This window comes from Neisseriaceae bacterium CLB008 (assembly GCA_041228285.1).
Taxonomy (GTDB): domain Bacteria; phylum Pseudomonadota; class Gammaproteobacteria; order Burkholderiales; family Neisseriaceae; genus JAGNPU01.
On the sequence record CP166133.1, the window covers coordinates 2,004,893 to 2,027,615 of the forward strand.

General features: G+C 51.5%; 24 protein-coding genes and 1 CRISPR repeat array (1 of these 25 only partly in view). Of the genes, 10 read left to right on the forward strand and 14 right to left on the reverse strand.

What is annotated here, in order from left to right; all coding sequences use genetic code 11:
- Positions 1-153: a CRISPR direct-repeat array (repeat unit 28 nt; unit sequence GCTCTCCGCCGCATAGGCGGCTTAGAAA); it begins 895 nt to the left of the window's first position.
- A gap of 115 nt (positions 154-268) precedes the next feature.
- Genes dapD through fur form a run of 3 tightly spaced genes read right to left on the reverse strand, consistent with a single transcriptional unit; the run spans position 269 to position 2,269 of the window.
- Positions 269-1,090, reverse strand: a complete 822-nt coding sequence (gene dapD, locus AB8Q18_09170) for a 2,3,4,5-tetrahydropyridine-2,6-dicarboxylate N-succinyltransferase (GenBank protein ID XDZ50365.1) — start codon at positions 1,088-1,090, stop codon at positions 269-271.
- 12 nt (positions 1,091-1,102) lie between these two features.
- Positions 1,103-1,813, reverse strand: a complete 711-nt coding sequence (gene aat / locus AB8Q18_09175; GenBank protein ID XDZ50366.1) for a leucyl/phenylalanyl-tRNA--protein transferase — start codon at positions 1,811-1,813, stop codon at positions 1,103-1,105.
- 21 nt (positions 1,814-1,834) lie between these two features.
- Complete coding sequence (gene fur / locus AB8Q18_09180; protein XDZ52915.1) at positions 1,835-2,269, reverse strand: ferric iron uptake transcriptional regulator; 435 nt, start codon at positions 2,267-2,269, stop codon at positions 1,835-1,837.
- A 121-nt stretch (positions 2,270-2,390) separates the two neighbouring features.
- Between fur and AB8Q18_09185 the strand changes: the two genes are divergently transcribed.
- A complete protein-coding gene (locus AB8Q18_09185; GenBank protein ID XDZ50367.1) occupies positions 2,391-2,747 on the forward strand; it encodes an outer membrane protein assembly factor BamE in 357 nt (118 codons plus the stop codon).
- Complete coding sequence (dapB, locus tag AB8Q18_09190) at positions 2,747-3,565, forward strand: 4-hydroxy-tetrahydrodipicolinate reductase (GenBank protein ID XDZ50368.1); 819 nt, start codon at positions 2,747-2,749, stop codon at positions 3,563-3,565. Before AB8Q18_09185 ends, dapB begins: the two co-directional genes overlap by 1 nt.
- Before the next feature lie 62 nt (positions 3,566-3,627).
- Here the strand turns inward: dapB and thiD are convergent, their stop codons facing one another.
- A complete protein-coding gene (gene thiD, locus AB8Q18_09195) occupies positions 3,628-4,461 on the reverse strand; it encodes a bifunctional hydroxymethylpyrimidine kinase/phosphomethylpyrimidine kinase (protein ID XDZ50369.1) in 834 nt (277 codons plus the stop codon).
- Positions 4,462-4,520: 59 nt separating this feature from the next.
- Positions 4,521-6,209, reverse strand: a complete 1,689-nt coding sequence (locus tag AB8Q18_09200; GenBank protein ID XDZ50370.1) for a YdgA family protein — start codon at positions 6,207-6,209, stop codon at positions 4,521-4,523.
- Positions 6,210-6,471: 262 nt separating this feature from the next.
- Here AB8Q18_09200 and AB8Q18_09205 point away from each other — a divergent pair, with 262 nt between their 5' ends.
- On the forward strand, positions 6,472-7,656 hold the full coding sequence (locus tag AB8Q18_09205; GenBank protein XDZ50371.1) for a fatty acid desaturase: 1,185 nt from the start codon (positions 6,472-6,474) through the stop codon (positions 7,654-7,656).
- A gap of 144 nt (positions 7,657-7,800) precedes the next feature.
- Positions 7,801-9,828: an LTA synthase family protein gene (locus AB8Q18_09210; GenBank protein XDZ50372.1), complete on the forward strand. Its 2,028-nt coding sequence runs from the start codon at positions 7,801-7,803 to the stop codon at positions 9,826-9,828.
- A gap of 78 nt (positions 9,829-9,906) precedes the next feature.
- Here the strand turns inward: AB8Q18_09210 and ruvX are convergent, their stop codons facing one another.
- Positions 9,907-10,353: a Holliday junction resolvase RuvX gene (gene ruvX / locus AB8Q18_09215; GenBank protein XDZ50373.1), complete on the reverse strand. Its 447-nt coding sequence runs from the start codon at positions 10,351-10,353 to the stop codon at positions 9,907-9,909.
- Entirely contained in the window at positions 10,346-10,912 is a 567-nt protein-coding gene (locus tag AB8Q18_09220; GenBank protein ID XDZ50374.1) for a YqgE/AlgH family protein, read from the reverse strand. The genes ruvX and AB8Q18_09220 overlap by 8 nt, the downstream gene beginning before the upstream one ends.
- Positions 10,913-11,153: 241 nt before the next feature.
- Between AB8Q18_09220 and gpmI the strand changes: the two genes are divergently transcribed.
- The 3 genes from gpmI (at position 11,154) to AB8Q18_09235 (ending at position 15,668) form a co-directional block, all read left to right on the forward strand.
- Positions 11,154-12,671: a 2,3-bisphosphoglycerate-independent phosphoglycerate mutase gene (gene gpmI, locus AB8Q18_09225; protein ID XDZ50375.1), complete on the forward strand. Its 1,518-nt coding sequence runs from the start codon at positions 11,154-11,156 to the stop codon at positions 12,669-12,671.
- A gap of 38 nt (positions 12,672-12,709) precedes the next feature.
- Positions 12,710-14,032: a murein hydrolase activator EnvC gene (locus AB8Q18_09230; protein XDZ50376.1), complete on the forward strand. Its 1,323-nt coding sequence runs from the start codon at positions 12,710-12,712 to the stop codon at positions 14,030-14,032.
- A gap of 97 nt (positions 14,033-14,129) precedes the next feature.
- Positions 14,130-15,668 (forward strand): S41 family peptidase, encoded by a 1,539-nt coding sequence (locus AB8Q18_09235; GenBank protein ID XDZ50377.1) that lies wholly within the window; start codon positions 14,130-14,132, stop codon positions 15,666-15,668.
- A gap of 139 nt (positions 15,669-15,807) precedes the next feature.
- Here the strand turns inward: AB8Q18_09235 and ylqF are convergent, their stop codons facing one another.
- The 7 genes from ylqF to AB8Q18_09270 form a co-directional block, all read right to left on the reverse strand.
- Entirely contained in the window at positions 15,808-16,728 is a 921-nt protein-coding gene (gene ylqF / locus AB8Q18_09240; GenBank protein ID XDZ50378.1) for a ribosome biogenesis GTPase YlqF, read from the reverse strand.
- 1 nt (position 16,729) lies between these two features.
- Positions 16,730-16,945: a DUF3820 family protein gene (locus AB8Q18_09245; protein ID XDZ50379.1), complete on the reverse strand. Its 216-nt coding sequence runs from the start codon at positions 16,943-16,945 to the stop codon at positions 16,730-16,732.
- A 10-nt stretch (positions 16,946-16,955) separates the two neighbouring features.
- The gene (gene rapZ / locus AB8Q18_09250; GenBank protein ID XDZ50380.1) at positions 16,956-17,807 is read right to left on the reverse strand and encodes an RNase adapter RapZ; all 852 of its coding nucleotides are present in this window, start codon (positions 17,805-17,807) and stop codon (positions 16,956-16,958) included.
- Positions 17,788-18,750, reverse strand: a complete 963-nt coding sequence (hprK, locus tag AB8Q18_09255; protein XDZ50381.1) for an HPr(Ser) kinase/phosphatase — start codon at positions 18,748-18,750, stop codon at positions 17,788-17,790. The genes rapZ and hprK overlap by 20 nt, the downstream gene beginning before the upstream one ends.
- A gap of 3 nt (positions 18,751-18,753) precedes the next feature.
- Positions 18,754-19,200 (reverse strand): PTS IIA-like nitrogen regulatory protein PtsN, encoded by a 447-nt coding sequence (ptsN, locus tag AB8Q18_09260; GenBank protein ID XDZ50382.1) that lies wholly within the window; start codon positions 19,198-19,200, stop codon positions 18,754-18,756.
- Between the two features lie 191 nt (positions 19,201-19,391).
- Positions 19,392-20,288, reverse strand: a complete 897-nt coding sequence (gene ubiA, locus AB8Q18_09265; protein ID XDZ50383.1) for a 4-hydroxybenzoate octaprenyltransferase — start codon at positions 20,286-20,288, stop codon at positions 19,392-19,394.
- A complete protein-coding gene (locus AB8Q18_09270; protein ID XDZ50384.1) occupies positions 20,285-20,749 on the reverse strand; it encodes a chorismate lyase in 465 nt (154 codons plus the stop codon). Before AB8Q18_09270 ends, ubiA begins: the two co-directional genes overlap by 4 nt.
- A 141-nt stretch (positions 20,750-20,890) precedes the next feature.
- Between AB8Q18_09270 and AB8Q18_09275 the strand changes: the two genes are divergently transcribed.
- From AB8Q18_09275 to AB8Q18_09285, 3 genes are all read left to right on the forward strand, one after another.
- Positions 20,891-21,352 carry a histidine phosphatase family protein gene (locus AB8Q18_09275; GenBank protein ID XDZ50385.1) on the forward strand — a complete coding sequence of 154 codons (462 nt, stop codon included), beginning with the start codon at positions 20,891-20,893 and terminating at the stop codon, positions 21,350-21,352.
- A gap of 107 nt (positions 21,353-21,459) precedes the next feature.
- A complete protein-coding gene (locus tag AB8Q18_09280) occupies positions 21,460-22,017 on the forward strand; it encodes a peptidylprolyl isomerase (GenBank protein ID XDZ50386.1) in 558 nt (185 codons plus the stop codon).
- A gap of 21 nt (positions 22,018-22,038) precedes the next feature.
- Positions 22,039-22,530, forward strand: a complete 492-nt coding sequence (locus AB8Q18_09285; GenBank protein XDZ50387.1) for a peptidylprolyl isomerase — start codon at positions 22,039-22,041, stop codon at positions 22,528-22,530.
- The last annotated feature ends 193 nt before the right edge of the window (positions 22,531-22,723 follow it).

The following is a 22,723-nucleotide window of genomic DNA, read 5'->3' on the forward strand; positions in this document are numbered from 1 at the left end:
TCTTGGCTCTCCGCCGCATAGGCGGCTTAGAAAAAGACCGAATTCGAGGGCTATGTACCGGCTATGTTCACCGCCGCATAGGCGGCTTAGAAATTGGACTGGTGTCAATAACTCTATGAAAAACCGCTCTCCGCCGCATAGGCGGCAACAAATAACACACGCCCACCCCAACGATAAAACAACAGCCCACCCCTTAAAACCATCACTAGCGCATAAAAAAATCCAGCCTCTGGGCTGGATTTCAAAATAACGTATATTAAAACTGTGCTTAAATGCCGCGTAACAGCTCATTTACACCTACTTTGGCTCGGGTTTTGGCGTCGACCTTTTTCACGATCACCGCACAGTAAAGGCTGTGACTGCCGTCGGCAGCAGGCAAACTACCGGACACCACAACCGACCCAGCGGGCACACGCCCATAGGTAACGGTGCCGGTTTCGCGGTCGTAGATCTTGGTTGATTGGCCGATGTAGACGCCCATGGAGATCACGGCGCCCTCTTCGACAATCACGCCTTCGACGATTTCAGAACGGGCACCAATAAAGCAATGGTCTTCAATAATGGTTGGGCCTGCCTGTAATGGCTCAAGCACGCCGCCAATGCCCACCCCGCCCGACAGGTGAACGCCCTTACCAATTTGGGCGCAGGAGCCTACCGTGGCCCAAGTGTCGATCATGGCTCCTTCATCAATGTAGGCGCCAATGTTCACGTATGAGGGCATCAACACCGTATTAGGCGCAATAAAGGCACCGCGTCTGGCGATGGCACCGGGCACCACGCGGATACCAGCGGCCTCAAACTGAGCCTGATCCCATTGAGCAAACTTGGTAGGGACTTTATCAAACAGGCGGTTCACCCCATCGTCGGCGACGGCGTTGGGTTTAATCCGAAACGACAGCAGCACGGCTTTTTTCACCCATTCATGCACCACCCAATTTTTTGCCTGTTTTTCCGCCACCCTTAACGTGCCTTGATCCAAAGCAGTAATCACGGCTTCAATGGCCTCGGCCACCTCAGGCGTAACGGTTTCGGGCGTAATTTGCGCACGGTTTTCAAAAGCAGATTCAATAATAGGTTGGTATTTGTTCATATTTTCTCGCAGTTATGGCTGAGAAATGACCAAATCAGCAGACACCAAGGGCGATGCCAACGGCTGGGCACATTCAGTTTGTAAATGGTGATAGAAGGGTAAAAAAGGCAAAAGTTCAGAGCCAAAGCGCGCCAGATGTGGTGTGTCCATCTGGCAGTCAATGAGCCCAACGCCGCAGGCATGTAGATGCCTTACCGCGTGCACAAACGCTATTTTAGAAGCATTTGCGGCTAATGCAAACATGGATTCACCAAAAAACACGCGACCGATCTGAACCCCGTAAAGGCCACCTTGTAGCCGCCATTGCCCATCGGGGTCTTGGCGCCAGTATTCAAACGAGTGGGCATGGCCGGCCCTATGTAAGGCCGAATAGGCGCTGCGCATCTGATCGGTAATCCATGTACCGCCCTGTTCGGGGCGCACCACGTCGGCGCAGTGCTGTATGACCTGATCAAAGGCTTGATTAAGGGTGACTTTATAGGCAGTATTGCGTAAGGTTTTTTGCAGTGACCGACCCACGTGCAGCTTGGGTGGTAGAAGAATAGTTCGTGGGGCTAAAGCCCACCAACAAATCGGTTCGCCCTCAGAAAACCAAGGGAATACGCCGTGCTCATAGGCTGCGACCAGCTGTGGCACACTGAGCTCACCGCCGATCGCAATCAAACCATCATTGGTGTCGATGGCTTGTTCGATCATCGGTAAGGTAAACTCAAATACGCCCAAGCGTGGCCTCAGTATCGTTGGTTAGGCTTTAACTTTAGCCTGGCAATCAGGACACACACCGTACATATACAAAGCATGGTCAATCATGCGGTAACCTTGCTCTTTAGCGATTTGCTCCTGACGCTCTTCGATTTTCTTATCGAAGAATTCAGTAATGTTGCCACACTCGACGCACACTAAGTGGTCGTGGTGACCGCCACGGTTCAGCTCGTACACGGCTTTACCGGTTTCGAAGTGGTGGCGGACCAAAATGCCGGCCTGCTCGAATTGGGTTAATACGCGATAAATGGTAGCCACGCCAATATCTGCATCTTCTTCTAGCAATAAACGATAAATGTCTTCGGCAGTCAAATGACAATTAGGGCAGCTATCAAACAGGTCTAAAATTTTCAGTCGTGGAACGGTTACTTTTAGGCCGCTGTCTTTCAGATGATTCACATGGTTCATAAGGAATATCACTCAAGTATAAATTACGGTTATAATACCTACTTAAACTGCTTTTGCCCACCGCTAGATGATTTTAACCCATTCCCTAGCCGCCTGGCATTCTTCCATTTAAACAGTAAAGGCCACGCAGATGAAAAAACAGCTTCTCTTAATTGGGTGTCTTGTTGCACTGAGTGCTTGCAGTGCCCAACGTATTTCCAACTTCCCGTCTTACAAGCTCAAAGTTGAACAAGGTAATGTTGTCACAGAAGAAATGTTATCGCAACTACAAGCTGGTTTAACCAAAGCACAAGTGCAAAGTATCTTAGGCACGCCTTTATTGCAAGATGCATTTCATGCCAACCGCTGGGATTACTCTTTCTTAATCAGCCGTAACGGCGTGGTGCAAAGCCAAAAAACTTTGGTGTTGTTCTTTGAAGACGACGTTCTGGTTCGTGCAGGGGGCAGCGCTTTAGAAGCTTCGCCTGCAGTAGCTGAGGAAAAATAATGAATTCAGTTTTAAACGTGGCCATCGTTGGGGCCAGTGGCCGCATGGGCCGCGCCCTGATTGAGGCCATCGTGGCCCAACCTGCCTGTACCCTCGTGGCGGCAGTAGAGCACGGCAACAGCCCTTTCATTGGCCAAGACGCGGGTATGTTCAGCGGCCATCAAACCGGCGTGGCGATTAGCCAAGACCTAGATGCTGCGCTCACCCAAGCCGATGTGTTGATCGACTTCACCCAACCCGAAGGCACCCTTGCTCATTTGGCCTTATGCATTAAGCACAAGGTCAACATCATCATTGGCACCACTGGCTTTAGCGACGAAGGCAAAGTCGCCATCGCCGCGGCTTCTCAAAGCATTGGCGTAGTGTTTGCCCCGAATTTTAGCGTGGGCGTGAACCTATCCTTCGCCCTGCTTGATCTCACTGCACGCGTCCTGAATGAAGGCTACGACATCGAAATCATCGAAGCCCACCACCGCCATAAAGTGGATGCTCCCTCCGGCACCGCCCTACGCATGGGCGAAGTCATCGCTGACGCCCTGGGCCGCGACCTTAAAACCTGTGCGGTTTATGGCCGCGAAGGCTATACTGGTGCCCGAGACCCTAACACCATCGGCTTTGCCACCGTGCGTGGCGGTGACGTGGTCGGCGACCACACCGCCTTATTCGCCACCGACGGCGAACGCGTCGAAATCACCCACAAGGCCTCAAGCCGAGCCACCTTCGCCAACGGCGCGGTGCGTTCAGCCCTTTGGCTACAGCAACAAGGCCAAACCGGCCTCTTCGACATGCAAGACGTTTTGAGCTTAAAGCATATTTAAGCCTAGGCAACACCCAATAAAAAAGCTGCGTGATTCACGCAGCTTTTTTTACCCGTTCGCCGTCAACACCAAGGATGAAAATGCTGTAAAGGGCCCTCGCCCTGACCCACATCCAGCTCTCCACTGCGCGCAATAGCTACCGCCACATAGTCTTTCGCCTGCTGGACAGCACGCGGCAGATCACGGTCACATTGGGCATAGGCCACGGCCAAAGCCGACGACAGGGTACAGCCTGTGCCGTGGGTACTGCTGGCGGCACTACGCGGGCCGACGAACAGCTGTGGCTCAAGACCTGGCCGACTCAAACAGTCCACCGCCGGCGCCGTCATCGGCAGATGCCCCCCTTTCAACAACACCGCCTTAAGCCCTAGATCACACAAGGCCTGCGCTTGCGCTTTCATGGTCGCGACATCCAACGCTTCAGCCACGCCCAGTAAGCGCGCCGCCTCAGGAATATTAGGCGTCACCACATCGACTAGCGGCAGCAATTCTTGTACCAATAAAACGCCGGCCTCACCACTGAGAAACGCCTGTCCCGTCGTTGCCGACAGTACTGGGTCCAAAACCACAAATTCAGGCTGCCAACGCTGCAAGACGTTGATGACAGCGCCCACGCTGGCCACATTGGTCAACATGCCCACCTTCACTACATCAATGCGTACATCAGCGAACACAGCATCACACTGCGCTTCGATGACGTCACCGGGAATGGGGTGCACCGCCCGCACGCCCAGAGTGTTCTGGGCCGTTACCGCCGTAATGGCACTACAGCCATAGGCGCCCAGCGCAGCAAAGGTTTTTAAATCAGCCTGTATGCCTGCACCAGCGCTGGAATCAGAGCCAGCAATGGTTAGGGCATGAACAATCGGCACAGGCGTTGAAGTTAGCTTCATCATGGCTCATCATTCAGTCAATAAAAAGCCAGCCCGAAGGCTGGCTAGGTGAGTCAATTCGCTTAAGCTGCGTCGGGAACGGCCTCAGGGGCTGCTTCAGATTCAGGCGCGCTGGCCTCATCGTTAGCGGCAGCGCCTGGCACAACCGCTGCGCTTGGATTTTGAGCGGGTGCGGTTTGACCAGGCTGCGGCGCAGCCGTGTCTTCTTCCGTTTCTTCATCAAAATTCCCGCCCAACATCACGCCAGCGTCAAACGGCTTGCCGCCAAACAGTAGGCTGCCTTCTTTTAGGCTCAAGTTCAAGTTCACCATGCGGTCGGTTACGGTTAAGTAGCCTTCTTCGCGCATATTGATGATCATGCTGTCGACCATAAATTTAGCGGTTTCTTCAATTTGGCGAATCTGCTCGTCTTTGTCTTCCCCTTCGCCTACGTCAAAGAAGCTAGCGGCTTGTGCCGCAGCCATGCGCTCAAGAAAGGCCTGAGGCACGTTCACGTCCATTTGCACGTCCATCTTATTCAAGAACGAAGCGAAGCTGCTCATGTCTGCGGCCTGAATGCCCTTAAAGTTCATGTGCCCTTTGGCCGCTAACAGACCTTGCGGCGTGTCCAGCTTAAAGGTGTTCAGGCTAATTTTAGGATCATACATCAAGATGGCTAAGCCCTCTTTATTGATGATGTTCAACACTTCATCATGGTAGGCTTCGCCGCTCAAGGCTTTGGCGGAAACGTCTTCTAAAGCACTGGTTAAAGCCGCCAAACTAGGACCGTGTAGGTGATCGGCGACCACTTCTACTTCTAAAGGCCCATACACGTCTTTACCCAAGGTGGCTTTTGCAAAGCGTACCTGACCTTTAGCGGTCACAAAATCGGCGGTATCGGCAGCGGCCAAATCACTGTTCATGTGGAACTCATCCACCACAATGCTCTTGGTGTCGCTGTTCAGCACCGGCTTAATCAAGGCACCGAACTGCAGCTTGGTCACCAGGCCTAATAGCTCGTCGACCTTGGCCTTGTCTTCATCGCCCCAACTCACGGCCAAACGCTTTAGGTCTAGCTGGTGCTGGCCCATCCATAAACCAGAGTCGGCTTCTTTACCCGACAACTGATACACCAAACCATCGTAAGACACGCTGGATTGATTGCTCATCTGCCACACGAGGCCAGGCATGCTGAGCTTGGCCACGATCTCATCAAAGTCGCCCTTATAATCAGCAAAAAACTCAAAACCTTGCCATTTGATGTTGGTATCTGACAACCCTTTAAAATCAAAGGCTGGGCTGTTGATGCTGATGCTACCGCCACCGAATAGGCCTAGGGTTTGATTAATCACCAACGGCGTTTCATCGGTAAACAGCAGCATCAGGCCACGTTTCATCAAATCAGGATACTCGATGGTGCTGTCGATCTTGGCGCGCGCCAAAGAAAAACCGCCGGCAAAAGGACCATGCTGGATGTTGTTGGTGATTTTCACTCCTTCACCCATGGTCTGGCGTATGTTTTCTGCCACATCTAACGGCAGGCTTTTAATCAGATCTTCTTTAAGCTTAATGGTCATGGTTTCGGTAGACGAAAACCAACGACGCTCATACTGCCGTGACAGCACGTCAACCATAGGCGAATTCGCCAATAGCTGATGCTGCTTATTCAACGACGCTTCGGCCTTACCGCCAAAATAGTAAGGCAAAAGCAAAGCCGCCGCAGCCACAACCACTACCATGCCCGCAACGCCTAATTTAAAAACTTTACTCATGTCCCAATCAAACTTTCGAGGATTAGATAAAGAGAAAATCATAGCATGTTCACCCATAATATGTATATGTATCGCGCTGACTTAAAGCCAAATAGAGCCAATTCTCTAGATTATTGACCCACAACCCTCTATAATGATTAAACGTGCGTTTGCTCAACTCTTTCGGCTTGGGCTTGAAGATGCACGACTGACTCACACACACTCTGCGTCGGCGACTATGCCCTTTATAAACGGCAGCGCTTGACGCTAATGAAGGATACTCATGATCATGAACGGCTTGTTTGACTTACCTTGGTACGGCGTGGTGCTGGTAACCCTGGGTTTGACTCACATTACCATTGCGTCTGTTACTATTTATCTGCACCGTAGCCAAGCACATCGCGGCGTTGACCTACACCCTGTAGTCAGCCATTTCTTCCGCTTTTGGCTCTGGCTCACTACCGGCATGGTCACCAAAGAATGGGTGGCCATCCACCGCAAACACCATGCGCGTTGCGAAACCGCTGAAGACCCTCATTCACCCCAAGTATTGGGCCTAAAAGCGGTCTTATGGCGCGGCGCCGAGCTGTATCGCGTGGCCTCAAAAAACCCACAACTGGTAGAACAGTTTGGTAAAGGCACGCCTGACGACTGGGTTGAACGCAACATTTACACCAAACATTCTGGCCTAGGCATTTTTGTGATGCTGGCGATTAATCTTTTGTGCTTCGGCCTCATCGGCATCACCATTTGGGCCATCCAAATGGTGTGGATTCCGTTTTGGGCGGCGGGCGTGGTCAACGGTATTGGTCACTTCTTTGGCTACCGCAACTTTGAAAATGAAGACGCGGCCACCAATCTCGTGCCTTGGGGCATCATCATCGGTGGCGAAGAACTACACAACAACCACCATACGTTTGGCAGCTCGGCTAAGTTCTCCTACCATTGGTATGAGTTCGACCTTGGCTGGATGTACATCAGCATCATGAAATTCTTTGGCCTAGCCAAAGTGCGCAAAGTGGCGCCTAAGCTGGCTCAAGACGCCCACCACGTGATTACGGCCGAAACGGTACAGGCCATCATCCATAATCGCTACTTGCTCGCCACCCGCTTTGCTAAAGAGCTGAAATCAGACTACTTGCCAGAACTTGAGCAAATCAAATGTAAGCTAGACGCTTCTTTGGCTTCGCACAATTTAGAAAAGCTGACCAGCAAACTATTTAAAAAAGAAGCCATTGCGCTGAACGAACAAGAGCACAGCCATTTGCAATCACTGCTGTCACACAGCCATATGTTGCAAAAAATCTACGCCATGCGCCAAGAACTCAGCACGCTTTGGCAACGCTCTAGCTTCACCCAAGAAGAGCTGTTGTTTAAGCTGAAAGACTGGTGTGACCGAGCGGAAACCTCAGGCATTGAATCACTAGCCCGATACGCTCAATCTCTAAAAGCGGCCAAATTAGCCTAAGCGCCGCAACACCCATTAAAAAGCCAGTGAAGATTTCACTGGCTTTTTTATTGCAAAAGTCTAAAATAAGCTCCCTTAGCGGCCCATGCAGTCATCCGATGCCATCAGGCCGTCCTCCTTCTTCTTCCTAGAGTATTCGTTGCCATGCGATTCATCCAATTCAAACGCCTATTGGGTATTTTCTTACTGCCTTGGGTTGTGGCCATCCTCATCCAATCAACCGGCCGTGCCGTTTTGCTGGCGCGCTATGGCAGCAATCTGACTCTGGCCGAACATGGTCAAGATCTCTTTAAGCTGTTTACAGTAGGACTACGCTTTGACATCCGCATGGCCACTATTATTTTCGCCAGCCTGTTTTTGATTTCCACCCTCAGCTTAATCCACGCGACGCTGCACCGCTACTGGCTCAAGCCACTGCCTTGGGTGAACGCCCTCTTATTGAGCCTGGTTGGCTTATTAACCGTGGCCAATATCTATTACTATGCCACTTACGATCGCCACATCGACTTATTCATCTTCGGCATTTTTGAAGACGACACCAAGGCCATCTTACAAACGCTGTGGAGTGACTATCCCATCGTGCGCGGCCTATTGGGCCTTGCCCTATTTACATGGGCCATGCATTGGCTCAACGTACGCTGGCAACAGTTTATCTTGCAACGCTTAAGCCAAAAAAACAGCATTTACGTACAGCTACCCACTATTTTATTGACGCTGCTGCTGATCACCGTGGCCGCCCGTGGCTCTTTGACAACGTTTCCACTACGCCATGCCGACGCCCAAATTTCGGGCATCAAGATCATTAACGACTTCACGCCTAATGCCGTCATTGCATTGAGCTGGGCGCATAAAGATTATCAAAACAACAGCACCTTCCCCACCGCTAGCGATGAAGAAGGCGAAGCCTTATTAACCACCTTTTTTGGGCGTCCAACGCCGCCGAGCTTAAGCCCTTTCAAAGCCACGACCGCGGTCAATAAGGCTGCTCAAGATACGCCGCCAAACGTGGTTTTGGCCGTCATGGAGAGCTTCGGCAGCCACTTACTCCAATACGATAACCCTGAACGTGACCTCTATGGCGCGCTGCGTTCGCACTGGCAACAAGACTGGCGCTTTGAGCGCTTCGTCTCCGAGGGTGACGGCACCATCGATTCCTTGAATCGTTTCTTTGTGCGCAGCCCCATGTCCAGCATCAGCCAATCATCGGCACAAAAACAGGCCTTTGCCAGCAACTTATTCCAGCCTTATATTGATCAAGGCTACCGCATTGTTTACATCACACCCGGCAATGGCGCTTGGCGTAATTTAAATCAATTCTTGCCCAACCTAGGCGTGACAGAATTTATCGAACAAAGCACCTTAAAGCAATATTACCCAGAAGCCGAGGTAGGTCCTTGGGGCTTACCCGATGAGTATATGTTCCGCTTTGCTGAGCAGCGTTTAGCCCAAGCAGAACAAGAAGGCCAGCCTGTCTTCATCATGATGATGTCGGTCTCTCATCACCCTCCCTATCGTCTGCCTAAGCACCAAACGCGCCAAAATTTTGACATCAGCGCTGATGAACGCACGCGCTTGAGCAATTTAGCCCAAGGTGAAGAACTGGTTGAAGTATTCAACACCTTCCGCTACGCCAACGATCAGCTAGGCCAATTCATCAGCTGGGTGAAAGATCAAAACGTCCTCAGCCAAAACACCATCTTGGCGGCCACCGGCGACCACAACATTAGGGGCATCAACTACCCAGAGGCGAAAGAAGTCGCGCTTCACCATGCCGTACCGCTTTATCTATACGTGCCAGAGGCCTACCGCACTGGCACCCACTATGATGCACGCCGCATCGGCAGCCATAAAGACATCATGCCTACGCTGTATGCACTGAGCCTGTCGCAAACGCCGTTCTACCAAACGGGCTGCAACTTAGTCGCGGCCACGCCTAACCCCAGCTGGTGCCAAGTGGGCTACAACCCCAATGTCTTACTGACATCAGAAGGGGCTTACAACACCAACAACCAAACCTTCAGACGCTGGCTACAGCCACAAGGCTTGGCCCTAGAAGCCGAAGCCAGCGAACCGAGCGGCGCCACCCGATCTAAGCTCACTCGCTGGTCAGCCTTTACGCCACTTTTGGCCTGGCAGCTTAACCGCCAGATCCAAGACGCACAGGCGCATTAAACCCCTAACCTTAACCAGGTCAAAAAAAGCCGTCGCTGCCTGAATGAGGCAGCGACGGCTTTTTTATATTGATTCGGGCTACGGCAGCAAATCGACGTAACCTGATTCAAAAAACGTGGTCAAAATCGCTTGAGCGGCGACCTGATCTAAAAAAGGCTTTTGCTTTTTACCGAACACCTGCGCTTCTTTGAGCAGGCTTTCCGCCACCACCGATGACAGTCGCTCATCCACCAAATACACAGGCAAACGAAAGCGGCCGTTCAGGCGCTGGGCAAAGCGACGACACACCAAAGTCATGTCATGAGGCGTACCGTCCACATGCGTTGGCAAACCCACCACTAGCTGGCTGGGCTGCCATTCTTTAAGCAAGGCCTCAACTTTGGCAAATTTCTTGTCGTTTTCAACCTCGGCAATGGTCATGATGGGGTGGGCAATTCCCAATAAGGCATCCCCTTCAGCCACGCCAATGCGTGCCTCACCGTAATCAAAACCCAAAGTTGTGCCTTGCGGAATCGGATTAAGCATGACCAACCCCCGCCATCAATTTCGCAGGATCTAAGCCCATCAAACCCAAGGCAGCTAAATAGCGTTCTTCGCTGGGTAAATCAAATATAATCCGTGCATCAGCAGGCACGATCAGCCAATCATTATTGGCCAACTCCTGCTCTAGCTGTCCACTTTGCCAGCCAGAATAACCCAGTGTGGCCAACATTTTCATGCCAGGATCGGCCTCGTTAAAGCGGGTGAGGATGTCTTTAGACGTCGTCAAGGCAATCTCGTCGCTCACCAATAGGCTGGTTTGCCACTGGCCGACCGGCGTATGCAATAAAAAACCACGATCTGGGTGCAGCGGCCCGCCAAAATACGCTAAATCACTCTGAAACTGAGTAGGCGTCGAGGTTTTTACCTGGTCGAATAGCTGCGTCAACATAATGGGAGAAGGCTTATTAATCAATAAGCCCATAGCCCCCTGATCGCTGTGTTCGCATAAATAAACTACACTGTCTTTAAAAAACAGGTCTGTCATAGAAGGCATGGCCACCAAAAAATGGTTGGCCAAACTGGTGATGTCAATTGTATTCATTAAGAAGATTCAAGTTATCTGATAGGTATAGGTTAAAAATCATTCTAGCATTACTGCTCATAAAAAGCCGCATCCTTTCACCCTTCATGCCTTTAATGAAGCCAATTGCACTAGGCCTGCGCAAGGATTGGGCACAATCATTGAGTTTTACCCGTAAAAAACACTATAATAGATGAGCAGCCTCAGGCTGCCAAATAATGATGACTATGCCTTAACCCCACACAACTCAGAAAGTACATCCGTGCAACTTACAAAACCTGTTATTTTATTGATTTTAGATGGTGTCGGCCACCGCGAAGAAGGTGAAGACAATGCTTTTTTACACGCCCAAACACCTTATTTAGATGACCTTAAAAAACGCTTTGCCTACGGCACGATCGACGCTTCTGAACGTATGGTGGGCCTACCGCGTGGCCAATTTGGTAACTCGGAAGTGGGCCACTTAAACATTGGTGCTGGCCGCATCGTCGAGCAAGACATCACTAAAATTGACGTCGCCATCGAAACCGAGCAGCTGGCAAAAAACCCTGCCTTGATCGACACCTTCAAGCAAGCCCAAGGCCACCAGCTACATTTGCTAGGCCTATTCTCCGACGGCGGCGTTCACAGCCACATCGACCATTTCTTCGCCACTCTAGACGCAGCCGTGGCATTTGGCCTAACGCGCATTGTGGTGCATCCTTTTTTGGATGGTCGCGACACGCCGCCACAAAGCGCCCAGCCCTATTTGGCGCGCCTAGAAGCCTATTGCCAAGCCCACCCACAAGTCACCATCGGTAGCGTGGTGGGCCGCTTCTTCGCCATGGACCGCGACAACCGCTGGGAACGCGTGCAAGAAGCCTATAACGGCTTAATGGGTCAGGCACCCTTCCAAGCCAACAGCGCCACTCAAGCCTTAGCCGACGCCTATGCGCGCGGTGAAAACGACGAGTTTGTACAAGCAACCTTGATCAATCCAGAGGCGCGCATTCAGAACAACGACACCGTTCTGTTCCTCAACTTCCGCGCCGACCGTGCGCGCGAATTGACCGCCGCCCTAACCAAGCCAGACTTTGACGGTTTCCCTACCGCCGGCGTGACCTTAAAGCACTTTGCCAGCATTACCAGCTACGGCGACCAATACCCCAACCCCGTGCTGTTTGCACCATCTACCATCAATAATGGCCTGGGTGAATACTTGGCCGCGCAAGGCCTCACTCAGCTACGCATCGCCGAAACTGAAAAATACCCACACGTGACTTATTTCTTCAGCGGCGGCCGCGAACAACCCTACCCAGGCGAAGAGCGTATTTTGGTGCCGTCTCCTAAAGTCAAAACCTACGACTTGCAGCCAGAGATGAATGCACAGCAGGTCACCGACCACATCGTCGACGCCATTGAACACCATCGTTTTGACGTAATCATTTGCAACTACGCCAACGGTGACATGGTTGGCCACACCGGCGACATGGCCGCCACCATTAAAGCCGTTGAAACCCTCGACAGCTGCGTGCATCAAGTAGTCACGGCAGCCCAAAAAGTCGGTGGTGAAGTATTGGTGAGCGCCGACCACGGCAACTGTGAGAATATGTTTGACCATCAGCATGAGCAAGTACACACTCAGCACACCACCAACCCAGTGCCGTTCCTATATATCGGCCGCGACGCCAGCATCACGCCAGGCGGCGCGCTCAAGGACATTGCACCGACGCTATTGGCCATGCTGGGCCTTCCTAAACCCGCTGAAATGACCGGTGAAAGCTTAATTAATTTTAAATGATTAAAATAAAATTATCTTTATCTGTATGGGCATGCTGTATGGCGCTTGGCGCCAGCAGCATGCTGCTGGCTGCGCCTGATGATAGTCCGGAAGCGCTGAAAGAAACCCAAGCCGCCATTGAAGCGGCCCAAAAAGCGATCATCGAACGGCAAGAAGCAAAAAAAACCATCCAAAAAAGCCTGACCGAAACCGCCGCCCAGATCAAACAACATCAGAGCGAATACGAGCGGCTGAATCAGCAACACCAACTCAAATGGGCCGAAGCCAAAGCCCTACAAGAATCCTTGAATATCTTAAGGCTCAAAGCTCAACACAATCGCGCCCAACTGTCGCGATTGCTCAACGCTTATTATAAAAATCGCTATCCCGAAGCAGTCATCCTGCTACTGAATAACGACGATCCAAACAAAAAAGGCCGCAACCTACGCTATATGCAATACCTCGTGGATGCCGACAAAACCGTCATCCATGAATTGCGCCAGCAGCAACAACAAATTGCGGTACAGCAAGCTGAAGTAAACGCCGAGTTAAAAAAACTAGAGTCCTTGGTCAGCAGCAAAAACCAAGTACTGGGCAAGCTCAAAGATCAAGGCAGCAGCGCCAACAGCGCCAGCCAAAAAATTGACGCCGACATCAAGGCCCAAACCGCTCACATCCAAGAGCTGCGCGGCAATGAGCGCCGTCTCAACAACATCATCACAGCCCTTGCCCAGAAAAAAGCGGCACAAGCGCGCGCTAAAGCGCTGGCCGAGCAGGCGGCCAAAAAGGCCGCCGCCGAACGTGAGGCACAGGCCAAAAAGCAGGCCGAAGCACAAGCCAAAAAACAGGCTGAGGCACAAAAAAAAGCCGACGCCAAGAAACTGTCAGACGCTTCCGTAGTCGAACCTAAACCCAACGCTGTAGCCAAAGAAAAGCCGGCGGTTGTGATTGAAAAACCGGTGAGCAAGCCAGCCGAACCGGCTGTCGCCAAAGTAGAATCCTTTGCCCGCCAACAAGGCCAAGTTCAATTGCCCGTATCCGGCAAAATTACGGGCCGCTACGGAACACCTAAACCATCTGGCGGCAACTGGAAAGGCGTGTTCATCAACACCGCCCCTCAAGGCGTAGCCACGGTAGCTGGCGGTGAAGTTGCCTACGCTAACGACCTACAAGGCTATGGCCAAACGGTGATTGTTGACCACGGTAATAATTATTTGAGCGTGTATACCGGCTTAAGCCAGATTTCAGTCAGCGTTGGCCAGCAGCTCACCGCCCGCCAGCGCATTGGCGTAAGCGGTCAGTTGCCTAGTGGCGAAACCGGCCTATACTTTGAAATCAGGTACTTAAGCCAGGCCATCAACCCGCTAACCTGGGCAAAATAGCGCAACCCGAAAAATTTGTGCCACTTAAAGATGCTACTGGGGTAAACTATCCGCCTCAAAGCGCACTTGTACTACTTACTTTTCCGAAGAGGAACTTATGTCTTACCCTACTGTTAAAAAAATTGCTTTATATTGCGTGGGCGCCTTAACCGGCATCGGCCTAAGCGTCAGCTTACAGGCTCATGCCAATCAAGCCAGCGACACCAACCTGCCGGTACAAGACCTAAGAACCTTTGCTGAGGTTTACGGCCGCATTAAAGCCGAATACGTAGAAGAAAAGCCGGACAGCAAATTGATCGAAGACGCGATCAAAGGCATGGCTTCCAGCCTCGACCCTCACTCCGAATACATGGACACTAAGGGCTATCTTGACCTGCAGGAAAACACCAGCGGCGAATTTGGCGGCCTTGGCCTTGAGGTCGGTGCTGAAAATGGCTTGGTGCGCGTGATTTCCCCCATCGAAGGCGCACCGGCGGAAAAGGCCGGCATTAAAAGCGGCGACCTAATCGTGAAAATCGACGACACCAACGTACAAGGCCTCAGCCTGTCTGAAGCGGTGAAGCTGATGCGCGGCAAACCAGGCACGAAAATCAAGCTGACTCTGTCACGCACCGATTATCAGCAGCCTTTGGTCATTGAGCTGACGCGTGCCATCATCAAAACCCAAAGCGTACGCAGCAAGCTTTTAGAAAGCGGCTACGGCTACGTGCGCATTGCCCAATTCCAAGACCCAACCACCGCCAACCTGGTGGCGGCGCTTAACAGCCTGCGCACCGAAAATAAAGGCCCGCTCAAAGGCCTGGTTTTAGACTTACGTGACGATCCGGGCGGCATCCTAAACGGTGCTGTGGGCGTATCGGCCGTCTTTTTACCGCAAGATGCCTTAGTCGTCAGCACCAAAGGCCGCGGCGAAGAAGTCAAAATGACGCTGAAAGCACGGCCGCAAGACTACCTCAGCCAAGCGTCTCAAAAAGACCCATTGGTTGGCCTACCGGCAGAAGCCAAAGACATGCCGATCGTGGTATTAACCAACTCTGGCACGGCCTCTGCATCTGAAATCGTGGCTGGTGCCCTACAAGACCACAAGCGTGCCGTCATCGTCGGCACCCAAAGCTTCGGTAAAGGCTCGGTACAAACCGTTCTGCCGCTAAGCAACGGCGGCGGCTTGAAAATCACCACGGCGCTTTACTACACCCCGAACAACCATTCGATTCAGGCGCGTGGCATTGTGCCCGACGTTTTAGTGAAAGATAAAGACCGCTTACTCGAAATGCGTGAAGCCGACCTAACTGGCCACATCTCTAACCCTAACGGTGACACCGAAGTCAAAGGCAAGCTGTCATTGAGCGATGAAGAACGCGCCGAATTAGAGAAGAAAAAAGCCGACCTAGAGGCTGAGGCCAAAAAAGCCGAAGCCGAAAAAACAGCTGCTGCAGAAAAGAACGCCAAGCCAGCGACCAAAACGCCAGACGTTGACCCTCGCGACCCTAACCCCAGCAAAGATGCGCAGCTAGCCCGCGCCATCGATCTGATTAAGGATCCAGAGCAATGGCAAAAATCCATTGGCCTTGCCGTCAACAAACCTGGCAAAGACGACCTTAAGAAGGCCAAGGACAAAGAAAAGGCCAAGAAATAAGTTTTTCTGAGACCAATCGCCCACGCCCCTGCTCACAACAGGGGCGTTTTTATGGCCTAGCGCTTACTCCTTAGGCAGCCACAAAAAATGCCCAATCTTGATTGGGCATTGTTAACGCTGGCAGCACAAAACAGTGCGTCTATCGAGCCGCCTTTTTGGCCGCGCGCTCTTCACGCAACAGCGCTTCTTTTTCTTTAGCGACCTCTAGCCAACGCATCCACTCTTCTGGCGTTTCTAAAGTCACACGTCCCATCAGGCCAGCACGATAGTCGGTCAAGATGATTTCGGCCACCTTTTGATAATCTACACGGCCACCACTGAGTAAGGCCCCACGCTTACGCGCAATGGCATCAAACCAATCATTATCGTGCCAGTCGGCGTACTCTTCAGCGCCCACGTCCAGCTTAAAGCGAGCCACTATTTGTTCAGGGTAGTTTTGGCGCAGATAATCCAGCAGCTCCAGCGATACTTCTTCCTCGTCCAAGGCATTGCGGCCAACGGCGCCGCTGGCGGCCAGGTTATAGCCCCCTTCTTCAACGATGATCTTTGGCCACAGCATGCCTGGCGTGTCAAACAGCCAAAAGTCATCGGCCAAGAAAATGCGCTGTTCTTGCTTGGTGATGCCCGGCTCGTTACCGGTTTTGGCGCTGCGCTTGCCCATCATGCTGTTGATCAATGTCGACTTACCCACGTTGGGAATGCCGCAAATCAAAACCCGCAGTGGCTTATCGATGCCGCCGCGATTAGGCACGAGGTCTCGGCAGGCCTTAATCAGCTTCTGGGTGGCTTTTTCGGAAGCGTCTAAAGCGATGGCCTGGGTTTTGCTCTGATTATTGTAATGCGCCAACCATGCCTCGGTACGCACGGGATCAGCCAAGTCTTGCTTATTCAAAATCTTCAACTTAGGGCGACGTTCAGACAGATTCTCCAACAGCGGGTTAGCGCTGGAGCCCGGCAAACGGGCATCCAACACTTCAATCACCACATCGGTTGTCTTCATCCGCTCTGCAATGGCTTTTTTTGCCTTATGCATGTGCCCTGGAAACCATTGTATTGCCATATTAACTCTGCTCTCTTAACGGCTTGAGTAAATCCATCAAACCGTTGATTTGTATTTCATTTAACAATAATATTAACCCACCCAGCTGTCCATCAGGCAAGGCGGATCGGACCATAAAGGCCACATAGTGCTCGGGCAGATCACACAGCAGTAAGCCACTGTATTTGCCATAAGGCATCTTCCAGCGCACTAATTTTAATAAATCAGCACGTTCCATGAGGGTCCTTTTAACGACGTTTCATTTCATGATTCAGCTGACGATGCCGTACCTGTGCCGACACGTCGGCAAAACGCTTTTTCAATTCTTCACTGATGAACACCGAACGGTGCTTGCCGCCGGTACAGCCAATGCCCACCGTCACATAACTGCGATTTTCCGACTGCATACTGGGCAACCATTTGCGGATAAAGGCCTCTACATCATCAATCATGGCCCAGACTGCCTGCTTGTCCTTAAAGTAGTCAATGATGGGCGCGTCCAAGCCATTAAACTCTCGGATCTCGCGCTCATAGTGCGGGTTAGGCAGGCTACGCATGTCGAACACAAAATCGGCGTTCAATGGTAATCCATACTTGAACCCAAAAGACTCAAACACTAAGTGAATCATGGTGTGCTCTTTCAGCAGCCATTCGGTCACAAAGTGCTTCAAAAGCGGCGTACTCATGGTGCTGGTATCGATACGGTGGGCCAAATTACGCACTTCAGCCATGGCTTCGATCTCGATGTCGATGGCCTCATCCAAGGTTCGATCCGCCCGCGCCAAAGGATGACGGCGGCGGGTTTCTGAGAAGCGCTGCACCAATATGTCCTTACTCGCCTCTAAGAACAAGAGATCCACCGCCACGCCCTTTTCCTTTAAGCTGGCGATGGTGGCTGGCAAACACTCAAACGAATGGCCAGAACGTGTGTCCACGCTGACGGCAAGACGTTTGGCGCCGTTTTCTTGGTGCAGGCTGATCAAATCGCCGACCAAGCTTAAGGGTAAATTATCGACACAAAAAAAGCCTAAGTCTTCCAACAACTTAAGCACCACCGACTTGCCCGAACCAGATAACCCACTAACTAAAACCAGCCTCATCATCATGCTCACTTTCACGCAATAGCGTCGTGTGTCGATCAATAAATTCTTGCGTGCTGTCTACGCCACGCAGCTGTAAAATGTAGTTTCGTACCGCGGCCTCAACCAAAACCGCCAGGTTGCGCCCCGCCGCCACTGGCAAGGTCACCTTGCGAATGTGCACGTGCAGAATGTCTTGGGTTTCGGTTTGAATGCTAAGCCGGTCTAAGCTTTTCATGTAAGCATCGTCGGCATGCACCAAATTAATGATTAATTTGAGCATTTTTTTGGGCCGAACCGCTGTTTCACCGAACATGGCGCGAATGTTTAAAATACCCAAGCCGCGCACTTCCAGAAAATCCTTCAGCACTTTAGGGCAACGCCCTTCTAAGGCTTCTGGCGCAATCCGATAAATTTCTACCGCATCATCCGCCACGAGGCCGTGGCCGCGCGAAATCAACTCTAGCGCCAACTCACTCTTACCCAGGCCCGATTGCCCTACCAGCAGCACGCCCACCTCAAATACATCCAAGAATACGCCATGTAAAATGGTCGACGCCGCTAGACAACGTTGCAAATAAATCCGCAACACGTCCATTAAATATGGGCTTTCCAACATCGAGGTCATGAGCGGTACATTGTGCTTGTGGCAGTAGTCGCGCAACATATAGGGCACAGTCAAATCATTGGCCACAATCACCAAGGGAATGCTGCGGTTGAACAAGTCATCGAGCGATGCCTGTACCTTACTGGATTCAAGATGGTTTAAGTACTCCACCTCGGCGACGCCTAACACCTGTACTTTATTCGGATGAATAAAGTTCAAATGGCCAACTAAGGCCATACTAGGGCGATCAACGTCTAGGCCGATAAGGTTATCGGCCCCAATCATGCCCGTGGTCCAAGCCAATTTTAGTTTGACGTGGTTGTCTTCATAAAGCTGGCGGACGCTGATACTGGGCATGGCTTACTCTGCAAACACCAGTTTGACCGCTTGTGGGTCTTTGGCATTCAATAGACGCTCGCGAATCTCTTTAGAGGAAAACTTCTGCGCCAGCTCTGACAACACTTGAAGGTGTACGTCGGTAGCCTCTTCAGGCACCAACAAAATAAACAATAAATTAACCGGCTGGCCATCAGGTGCATCAAACGGCACAGGCTCTTTCACACGTACAAACACGCCGATGGCTTCTTTTAAGCCTTGCGTGCGGCCATGAGGAATCGCCACGCCCTGCCCTAATCCGGTTGAACCCAACTTCTCTCGTGCAAACAAGCATTCAAACACTTCACTACGGGCCACGCCGATTTTATTTTCGACCAGCAAACCCACTTGTTCAAAAATGCGTTTTTTACTGCTCACGTCCAAATCAAGAATGATGTGATCAAGAGGTAAAATATTGCCAATTAGGCTCATAACAATCGCCACTAATAAACAAAAAGAACCAACATTTTACCCTTGCCAGCGCCCATACACAATCTTTGTGCCCGCTTTATTCTTGGCCTCTGGCTGAAAAAAAGCGGCAAAGCCGAGCTAGGTCATGCCCAGCAATGCTTTACCGCTTTATCCTAAACCTATTTTTCGGGATCATCTAACCCGACTTAGGCTCAAACCACGAGGTAATGAAACACCAAACCGGCAAACAACAGCATGCCAACCTGATTGTTTTGCAAAAACTGCTTAAAGCACTTAGTGCGATCGCGGTCTTTAATTTGGGTGTATTGATAGCCTTGATGCACCACCACTAAAGCCAAGGCCACCCAATATGGCCATGTTGCGTTCAATAAATAGCCCACCAACGCCATCAAGCCAGTAAACACGGCGTGGCACATCATGATGCCGACCACGTCGTAACGACCCCAGGTCAGCGCCGTGCTGGTAATATTGAGGTGAATATCGTCTGGCTTATCAACCAAGGCATAAATGGTGTCGTAGGCCAAAGTCCAAAACACGCCGGCGGCAAAGATCACCCACGCGCCAACAGGCGGCCACTCGCCCATTTGGGCGGTAAACGCCATCGGTACCCCAAAGGTAAAGGCCAAGCCCAAATACAGCTGCGGCATCGGAAAGAAACGCTTGGTGAGCGGATAGGTAATCGCCAAGAAAAGCGCCGGCAGGCTCATTAGCCAAGTCAAACGGTTCATTGGCAATAAGCATAAGGCCGCCAGCAGGCACAAAATCACGATCAGCAGCACCGCCTCTGTTTTACTGACGCGCCCAAGGGCAAAGGGGCGGTTTTTGGTGCGCTCGACGGCGCCGTCAATATCGCGGTCAAATAAGTCGTTGGCCACGCAACCGGCGCTGCGCATAAAGAAAGTGCCCAGGGTAAACATCAGCACCAACACCCAATCAGGGTTGCCCTTACTGGCAATCCACAGCGCCCAATAAGTGGGCCACAAGAGCAACAGCGTGCCGATGGGCTTCTCCACCCGCATCAGTTGTCCATATACATCTAGGCGATCCTTAGTGGTCGCCCAAATGTCTTTTAATGTGTGCACGGTCATAAATACTCTTCAATCGCTGGTAAAAAACATTCTGTTAATAATAAGGCCTCACCCTCCCACCAAAACGTGGAGCGTCTAGCCCCCATCTCCACCCCAGATAAGCCCGCAGCCAATGCCTCGGGCAGCATGGGGTGCGCCACTGGCACCAAGGCATACTCAAAAGCACTGCGGCGGATCGGCAATGAGCCATCGAATAAGCGGTGCCCTAAGGGCTGGGTGCCACAATCCAGTATCGGCAGCCAATGCTGGCTGTCGCGCCGACACACGCTGCGCGCCCACACCACAGCCTTGCCTGCCAGCGACAGCGTCACTTCTCGACAAAACAGCGCATCTGCTGCGCCAAAAAGGCCCTCATCTGCGTAGGCTTGGGTGTCATCCAGCTTTAATACGGTCACACTAAAATCAGGCGACAGCGCCTTAAGGGCCGCAGTCAATGAGTTAACTTGCCATAATTCTGACAAATTTTGTACCATAGGCAGGTGCGCTGACCGTGGTATGGTTGGCAGCCAGCGGGCGTAAGGAGGGTGTACGGATTTCATCCGTGCATTATGCCAAAGATGCCCCTCAAAGGGAACGGATCAATCCAACGACAAGGACAATTAGTGGAGATTATTTTATGGCGGCACGCCCAAGCCCACGAAGAAGCCCCTGACGAGGCAAGGCGGCTAACCGAGCTTGGTCATGAGCAAGCCCAACGCATGGCCAACTGGCTCAAACAGCGACTGGCCCCGACGCATCAAGTATGGACGTCCGAAGCGCGCCGCACTCAGCAAACGGCAGCCTACTTAAGTCCAGCGGCGCTACCGATGCGCGCCCTCAATCCAGAAGCGCGCTACCAAGACATCCTACACCTCATCAGTAGACAACCCCTGGACGCCAGCTTAGTGCTGGTTGGCCATCAGCCGTGGCTGGGCCATCTATGTCACTGCCTGCTCAACCGCACCGACACCAGCGTGCAACTTTACCCTGTCAGTAAAGGTGTGATGTGGTGGTTTCAGATTGACGCCACGGAACCTCAGCTGCGTAGCCGCCTCAAAGCCATGATGCCACCTGATTTGGCATAACCCTTAAACCCTACCAAGGCCGTTCGGTGCAAAAAACCGTGTATCTAATCATTTAATGGTAAAATGCCCGCACGCCTAACATTTGCATTCAACTTTTGGAGCCCGTTATGTTAAAAAAACTCGGTTTAGTGGCCTTAATCGGCTTAAGCAGCACTTTGGCCATAGCCCAAACTCAAGTCACCCTCAAAACGTCGTCTGGCGATATTGAGCTGGTTCTAGACGAAACCAAAGCGCCAAAAACCGTAGCTAACTTTGTGTCTTACGCCAAAAGCGGCTTTTACAACGGCACCATTTTTCACCGCGTGATCAATAACTTCATGATCCAAGGCGGTGGCTTTGACCAAAAAATGACCCAAAAACCAACCAAAGCCCCCGTGGCCAACGAAGCCGATAACGGCTTAAAAAATACCGTCGGTACCATCGCCATGGCGCGCACTGCTGATCCTCAATCAGCCACTGCCCAGTTCTTCATCAACGTGGGCAATAACGAATTTTTGAACCACAAAAATAAAACCCCGCAAGGCTATGGCTACACCGTCTTTGGTCGCGTGACCAAAGGCATGAACGTAGTCAACAACATTGCTAAAACCCCAACCGGCAATTCTGGCTTTAACCAAGACGTGCCGGTTAAACCCATCATCATCAACAAAGTCATCGTGCACTAAGCACCCACATAAGGAAGCCTCATGATTAAGCTAACCACCAACTTTGGTGACATCACTATTGAATTGGACCACGAAAAAGCCCCAGTGACCGCTAAAAACTTCGAAACCTACGTTTCTGAAGGCTTTTACGATGGCACCATTTTTCACCGCGTGATCGATGGTTTCATGATCCAAGGCGGCGGTTTTGATCAAAGCATGAATCAAAAAGCCACCCACGACACCATCGAAAACGAAGCCGCTAACGGCTTGAAAAACGACAAGTACACCATTGCGATGGCGCGTACCATGGCACCTCACTCTGCCAGCTCACAGTTTTTCATCAACGTAAAAGACAACGCCTTTTTAAACTTCACTTCTGCTGACGCAAACGGCTTTGGCTACTGCGTATTTGGCAAAGTGGTTGAAGGCACCGACGTTGTAGACGCCATCAAAGCAGTGAAAACCGGCAATGCAGGCATGCATCAAGATGTGCCTAAAGAAGCCGTAGTGATTGAAAAAGCCGAAATCATCTAATCGCCCAGCGCGATGCGCTTAAGCGCCATCAAATAGGCCACTGACTCCGCTCAGTGGCCTATTTTTTAATCTACACTTTGTCTGATTTAAATCATTAATCGTTATTTTAAATTTAGCAAATCATCATTATTTAACGCCAAAATCATGTCGTGATGGTGTACTATGTGCGCAAAATCAGGCGCTCATTCTGTGA